At 74.4% G+C, this 6,177-nt stretch carries 4 protein-coding genes and 2 pseudogenes; 4 read left to right on the top strand and 2 right to left on the bottom strand.

The features are described 5' to 3' along the window. Positions 1-102 precede the first annotated feature (102 nt). From AAHZ94_RS26815 to AAHZ94_RS26805, 3 genes and pseudogenes are all read left to right on the top strand, one after another. The gene (locus AAHZ94_RS26815; RefSeq protein WP_349995942.1) at positions 103-1,098 is read left to right on the top strand and encodes a FecCD family ABC transporter permease; all 996 of its coding nucleotides are present in this window, start codon (positions 103-105) and stop codon (positions 1,096-1,098) included. 148 nt (positions 1,099-1,246) lie between these two features. Then, positions 1,247-2,017: pseudogene (locus AAHZ94_RS26810) on the top strand (ABC transporter ATP-binding protein); the annotation flags it as partial. Between the two features lie 1,086 nt (positions 2,018-3,103). Further along, positions 3,104-3,691, top strand: coding sequence for a DJ-1/PfpI family protein (locus tag AAHZ94_RS26805; protein ID WP_349995940.1), 588 nt, complete (start codon positions 3,104-3,106; stop codon positions 3,689-3,691). A 255-nt stretch (positions 3,692-3,946) separates the two neighbouring features. Here the strand turns inward: AAHZ94_RS26805 and AAHZ94_RS26800 are convergent, their stop codons facing one another. Continuing rightward, complete coding sequence (locus tag AAHZ94_RS26800) at positions 3,947-4,315, bottom strand: arsenate reductase family protein (protein WP_349995938.1); 369 nt, start codon at positions 4,313-4,315, stop codon at positions 3,947-3,949. Positions 4,316-4,445: 130 nt separating this feature from the next. Between AAHZ94_RS26800 and AAHZ94_RS26795 the strand changes: the two genes are divergently transcribed. Beyond that, on the top strand, positions 4,446-4,730 hold the full coding sequence (locus tag AAHZ94_RS26795; protein ID WP_349995936.1) for a hypothetical protein: 285 nt from the start codon (positions 4,446-4,448) through the stop codon (positions 4,728-4,730). A gap of 206 nt (positions 4,731-4,936) precedes the next feature. Here AAHZ94_RS26795 and AAHZ94_RS26790 read toward each other — a convergent pair. Then, positions 4,937-6,177 (bottom strand): annotated as a pseudogene (locus AAHZ94_RS26790) (hypothetical protein); the annotation flags it as partial.

Genomic DNA, 6,177 nt, shown 5'->3' with positions numbered 1-6,177 from the left:
CCCCCCCCCCCCAGGGAGCGGGCCGCCGATTCGCCGCCGGCCGCCGCGCCCCGCCCGGCCCGCGGCCCGCGCATCGTCAAGGTGCCCACGGCCCCGCTGCTCATCGGGCTGCTCGTCCTGCTCGCGCTCATCATGATGGTCGCCATCAGCATCGGCGCGGTCACCATCCCGGTCGTCGACGTCTGGCAGATCGTCTGGCACCACCTCACCGGCTCCGGTGCCGCCGCCGACCCCGCCCTCGACCAGATCGTGTGGAACTTCCGCACCCCCCGCGTCGTACTCGCCGCCCTGGTCGGCGCCGGGCTCGCGGTCTCCGGCGTGGTCCTGCAAGCGGTGGTGTCCAACCCGCTCGCCGACCCGTACGTGCTCGGCGTCTCCTCCGGCGCCTCGCTCGGCGCCGTCATGGTCATCACGATGGCCGGCGGCGCGCTCGGCGGACTCGGCGTCTCGGCCGCGGCGTTCGCCGGCGCGATGCTCGCCGTCGCCCTGGTCTTCCTGCTCGGCCAGAGCGGCGGCCGGCTCGCCCCCACCCGGCTGGTGCTCTCCGGCGTCGCCATCGGCTACCTCTTCCTCGCCGGCACCAGCTATCTGCAACTCCAGGCCACGCCCACCGAGTTGCGCTCGGTCATGTTCTGGATGCTGGGCAGCGTCGCCGGCGCCAAGTGGAACCAGCTCGGCCTGGTCGGCACCGTCGTCCTGACTAGCACGGTCTGCCTGGCGCTGTTCGGCCGGCAGCTCAACGCACTGCTCGCCGGCGACGAGTCGGCCACCGCGCTCGGCGTCGACGTGCACCGGCTGCGGGCCGTCCTGCTGGTGCTCTCCTCGCTGCTGACCGGCACGGTGATCGCGGTGGCCGGCGGCATCGGTTTCGTTGGCCTGATGATTCCGCACCTGGTACGGCTGGCCGTCGGCGCGGATCACCGCAGGTTGCTGCCGTTGGCCGCGGTCGTCGGAGCCATCTATCTCGTGGTTGTCGATCTCTTGTCACGCACCGTTAACCGGCCAAATGAGTTGCCGCTTGGCATCCTCACCGCTCTCTTCGGGGCACCCTTCTTCTTGTGGCTCCTGCGTCGCAACAAGACTCTGGATGCCTCGTGAGTCGCATGATGCGTTCCCGGAGCGCGCGCCGACCCCTGACGCGGCGGATTCCGGGCCGGGTTCGGCTGGCCGAATCCGGGCGTGCCGCAGTGGGCACGGCGCGGCAGACCGACCGGCCCCACCCCCGTCTGAGGAGCGTGACGACCACATGAAACTCACCGTGGACGGGCTGCACGTCACGCTCGACCAGCAGCCCATCCTGCGCGACGTCAGTCTGGACGCCCAGCAGGGCGACATCGTGGGCCTCATCGGCCCCAACGGCAGCGGCAAGTCCACCCTGCTGCGCGCCGTCTACCGGTCGCTGCGCCCGACCCGCGGCGTGGTCCGGGTGGACGGCGACGACGTGTGGCAACTGCCCGCGCGGGCCGCCGCCCGGCGCACCGCGGCGGTGCTCCAGGACAGCACCGGCAATGCGGTGGGCCTGTGCGTGAAGGAGATCATCGCGCTCGGCCGCACCCCCCACCACGGGCTGTTCGGCCGGGACGGCGCGGAGGACCACCGGGCGGTGGAGGAGGCCATGCAGGTCTGTGGCGCCGGGCCGCTCGCGGAACGCGACTTCAGTTCGCTCTCCGGCGGCGAACGCCAACGGGTGCTGCTCGCCAGGGCCCTGGCCCAGCGCCCGAAGCTGCTGGTCCTGGACGAGTTGACCAACCACCTCGACATCCGCGCCCGCTTCGAGCTCCTGGACCTCATCAAGTCCACCGGCACCACGACGCTCGCCGTCCTGCACGATCTGGACCTCGCCGCCCGGCTCTGCGACCACCTCGTCGTGCTCCACGACGGCGTCGTGGCGGCGGCCGGCCGGGTGCTCGACGTCCTGACCACGGACGTCCTGTGCGAGGTCTTCGGCGTACGGGCCGTCGCGGAACGGCACGCCGACGGCGTCATCCGCATCACCTACGGGGCCGACCCGTTGGCGACGGCCCGCACACCGGCGGCGGTCGGAGCGGCGGCGGGGGTGGCATCGGACGGAGCGGCGAGTGTGGCGGGTGCCGCCCCGGACGGGGTGGCGGTCGTGGCCTCGGACGGGGCTCCGGTCACGGCCCCGGACGGGGCGGCAGGCGCGGCATCGGATGCGGTGGCGGGCCACGACGGCACCGCGCTCGCGCCGCACGAGCAGCAACGGCCCGCGGACCCCGACCCGTTGGCGCCGACCGAACGCGAGGCCCCCGCCCTCGGCTGACCCCCCCGGCACCACCCGCGGACGGCCCACCCGCCGACCCCGGCGCACCACGGGCACCACGGGCACCACCCACAACCGCACAGGCCCCACCCCCCAGCCCTCCGCAGCACCAGGCCCCCCACGGCCGCCCCTGCGGAGCACCACCGCACGAGCACCACTCGCAGGTCCGTACCTTTGCCGCGCACACCGGCAGCCGGTACGCCAGCACGCCAGCACGTCCGCACACCAGCACGTCCGCACACCAGCAGGTTCGTACGTCGGCACGTCTGTACGTAGACACATCCGTACGTCAGCACTTGGGCTCACCAGCGCGCGGGCCCGCCTGCATCTGGGCCCACCGGCACGTGAGCCCGCCAGCACATCAGCAAGTCAGCACATCAGCACGTCAGCACGTTGGCATGTCGACTCGGCGGTACGTCGATCCGGTCGTACGTCGATTCAGCCGTACATCGATCTGGTCGTACGTCGAACCAGTCGTGCGCCGCTCCATCGCCTGGCGCATCCCGCAAAGCCCGTACGTCCCGCAAGGCTCGTACTCCCCGTACCACCCGTACCCCCCTGCACCCCGTACCTCCCGTACGGCGCTGTCCCCTGACCGTCGGGTGCGCTGGCGCGCGACCCGGTGGTTTGTTCCAACTGCCTTGGTGCGTCGCTGAGTTGGTGCGCGCATCCGCTGCTGCGGGTGCGTGGAAGTGCCCCTGTTCACCGCTCGCCGTCGCCCCTTCGCGCGCCGTACCCCCTCTGCACTATTCGCCCCACGCGTCCCACCGCGCCACCCGCGTTACTGACCGTCCCCCACATCACGAAAGCTGGTACTTCCTCATGAATCCCGTTCCGACCCTGACCGCCGGTGTCCTCTTCTTCGCGGACGTCGAGGAACTCGACGCCGTGGGGCCCTGGGAGGTCCTCGGCTACTGGGCCGACCACGTCGCCGCGTTCCCCGTCCAGGTGGTGGCGATCGGCCACGAGCCCGGGGTGGTCCGCTGCTCCAAGGGGCTCGGCCTGACCGTCGACTGCGACGTGGAGCACGCCCCGCCGCTGGACTTACTGGTGCACCCCGGCGGCGACGGCACCGACAAGCTCCAGGTCGATGACGAACACCTGGCCTGGCTGCGGACGTTGCACGGCGGCGGCACGCTGATGGCGAGCGTGTGCACGGGCTCGCTGGTGTTCGCGGCGGCCGGCCTGCTGGCGGGCCGCCCGGCCACCACCCACTGGCGGTACATGGACTTCTTCCCCGAGATCGACTCCTCGGTGGAAGTACGGGCCGACGACCGGTACGTGGACACCGGCTCCGTCATCACCAGCGCCGGCGTCTCGGCCGGCATCGACATGGCCTTGCACCTGGTCAGCCGCCTGGACAGCCCTGAGGCCGCGGCCGAGGTGCGGCGCGGCATCCAGTACCACTGAGCCGGGGCCCGGGGCCCGGGGCCCGTCCGGCCGGGCCCGCCCGGGGCCCGGCCCGGCCGCCGTGGTGCCCCGGGTGGTGGCCCGATCCGCCCGGTAGTGATCCGATCCGCCGGGCCCCGACCGGTCAACAGGCCGGCCGGGGCCCGGTCGACGTGCTGACCCGCCCGGCCGAACCGCTCCGCGCGGTGGGTGCCGCGCGGTCCGCCGGTCATGCCCCGCCGGCGGCGTTCCAGCAGCAGCGACGCGCCCGCTGGGTCACCCCTGTGAGCGGGCGATGGCCTCCCGTACCGCATCGTCCGACCTGGCCACCACGGCCGAGCCGTCGTCGGCCGTGATGATCGGGCGCTGGATGAGCTTGGGGTGGTCGGCGAGCGCCGCGATCCAGCGGTCGCGCGCCCCGGCGTCGCGTGGCCACTCGCGTACGCCCAACTCCTTCGCGGCGGCCTCCTGGGTCCGCGCGATGTCCCACGGTTCCAGGCCGAGCCGGTCGAGCACGGCCCGGATCTCGTCCTGGCTCGGTACGTCGTCGAGGTAGCGGCGGATGGTGTACTCCGCCCCTTCCGCATCCAGCAGGGTGAGCGCGCTGCGGCACTTGGAACAGGCCGGATTGATCCAGATCTCCATGCCGCCCACGGTACCCCGCAGTCCGCTCCGCAGACCCGCTAAACCCCGTCTGGCCTGGGGCGATTGTCAGTGCCCTGAAGTAAAATGGGGGAGTAAGAGAGAGGGCGTACGACACATCTGGAGGACGCCGATGGCCGTTGCCGCAACACCTCTTCCGTACCTGCCGGACCTGCCGAGTTTCCCGACTCTGCCGAAGAAGCGAGTGCCCGCCGGACACCCGCGTGAGTGGTACGAGTCGCACCACCGCCGCCTGAAGGCCATGCGCCTGGCCATCGCCCTGATGCACGCCGGGGCGTACCGCCCAGAGCAGGCGTCCAACCGCAAGATACGCAACACCGCGGCCCGCATCGGGGTGCATCCGCCGTCGGACACCACCTGCGCCATGGTGCGGACCCTGATCGGCTTCGAGGACTAGCCACTCCAGGGCCCCACCGGGCCGCCAGACACCATCCGCAACGTTCACGACGACCATCGCCCCGCGGTCCTGGGCCGCGGGGCGTTGGCACGTGCCCGCCGCCCCGCGACCGACGAAGCCCGGTGCGCCGAACCGCGACGACGGCGCGGGGCGAACCGGGGAGGGGCGGGGCCGGGGCGAGGCGGGAGCGAGGTGGGGGAGCGGGCTCAGCGGTGGACGGTGCGCGACGTCGCCCGTATGGGGAGCGGGCCCGCCGGGTCCGACCACGGCTGGCTCCGCACCACGTGCAGACGCCCGTGCAGCAGGGCGAACCGGGGGAGCGAGACCCCGAAGAACTCGGCCACCGCCGTGAGTACGCGTTGCTCCCGGGCCCGGGCGGCCTCCGCGTCGAGATCCGGGCCCGCGGCCGGGCTCGCAGCGCCGGCAGCCGGGCTCGTGGTCGGGCCCGCAGCCGTGCCGGCCCGCGCGACCTGGCCCGCGTCCAGGGCGCTGTGGAACCGCTCCGGCGCCAGTGCGTCGGGCACGGCCCCGGTCCGCTCGATCGCCGCGCCGCGCAGGGTGAAGCCGAACTGCTGCCGCCCGTCCTCGGCGTAGTCGACGTACAGCGCGTGCGGGAACGCGGCCGACGGCTGCTCCGGCCACTGGCACCAGACGGTGAGGGCCGCCCCGCCGCCGCGCGAGGCCCGTTCGCCGAGTGGGTCGGGTGCGCCGGGTGCGCCGCGCGGCCCGGTCGGAAACGGTTCGGGATCGTCGTCGAAGCCGAAGCTCCAGCCCCCGCCGCCCGCTCCGATGCGCAGGGTCGGGCCGTGCCCGTCGTCGCCGGCCGGCACCCCGGTCGCCCGGAGCCAGGACCATTCGCCGCGGAGGTAGGGGGCGAACAGCGGGCCGGTGCCGAGGGCTTGCGCCGCCTCGTTCGGCGTCCGGTCGCGCAACAGGACGAACCGGTACGAGCGCCGGGGCGCATCGGCCGCCGCGAGCCAGGCGAGACCGTCCCCGCGCCCGGGGGCGACACCGGCCCCGGACGCCGCGCCCCGCCCGGCCTCCCCGACGCGACCCCCACCTGGCGCCGCGCCCCGCCCGGCCGCCGCGCCGCGGCCTCCACCTGGCGCCGCGCCCGCGCTCGTGCTCTCGGCTACCGCCGGGCCGATGCCCGCCTTCGTGCTCCCGGCCGTCGCCAGCCCGAGGTCCACCCCCGGGCCGGCGCCAACCCCCGGGCCGGCGCCCGCGCCTGAGTCCTCGGTCGTCTCCGGGCCGGTGCCCGCACCCGCCCGCCGGGACAGGCCGAGGGGCCTGCCGCCCACCCACGGGCCGTCGGTCAGGCCGCCCGGTGCGGCGTGCCGGGCGGGCTGGTCCCGGGGGGGCCCCCCCCGCGGGGGGGGGGGGGCGGCCCCGGGGCGGGCGGGGGGGGGGGGGGGGGCGGCGGCCCGGCGGGGGCGGGGGGCGCCCC

This window comes from Streptomyces sp. HSW2009, from assembly GCF_040240285.1.
In the GTDB taxonomy this organism is placed as follows: domain Bacteria; phylum Actinomycetota; class Actinomycetes; order Streptomycetales; family Streptomycetaceae; genus Streptomyces.
This window is presented reverse-complemented; position numbering and strand designations above follow the sequence as displayed.

Excerpts from the sequence above, each read along its gene's own strand:
- AAHZ94_RS26805 (WP_349995940.1), top strand. The coding sequence starts at position 3,104 with ATGAATCCCGTTCCGACCCTGACCGCCGGTGTCCTCTTCTTCGCGGAC.
- AAHZ94_RS26800 (WP_349995938.1), bottom strand. The coding sequence starts at position 4,315 with ATGGAGATCTGGATCAATCCGGCCTGTTCCAAGTGCCGCAGCGCGCTC.
- AAHZ94_RS26795 (WP_349995936.1), top strand. The coding sequence starts at position 4,446 with ATGGCCGTTGCCGCAACACCTCTTCCGTACCTGCCGGACCTGCCGAGT.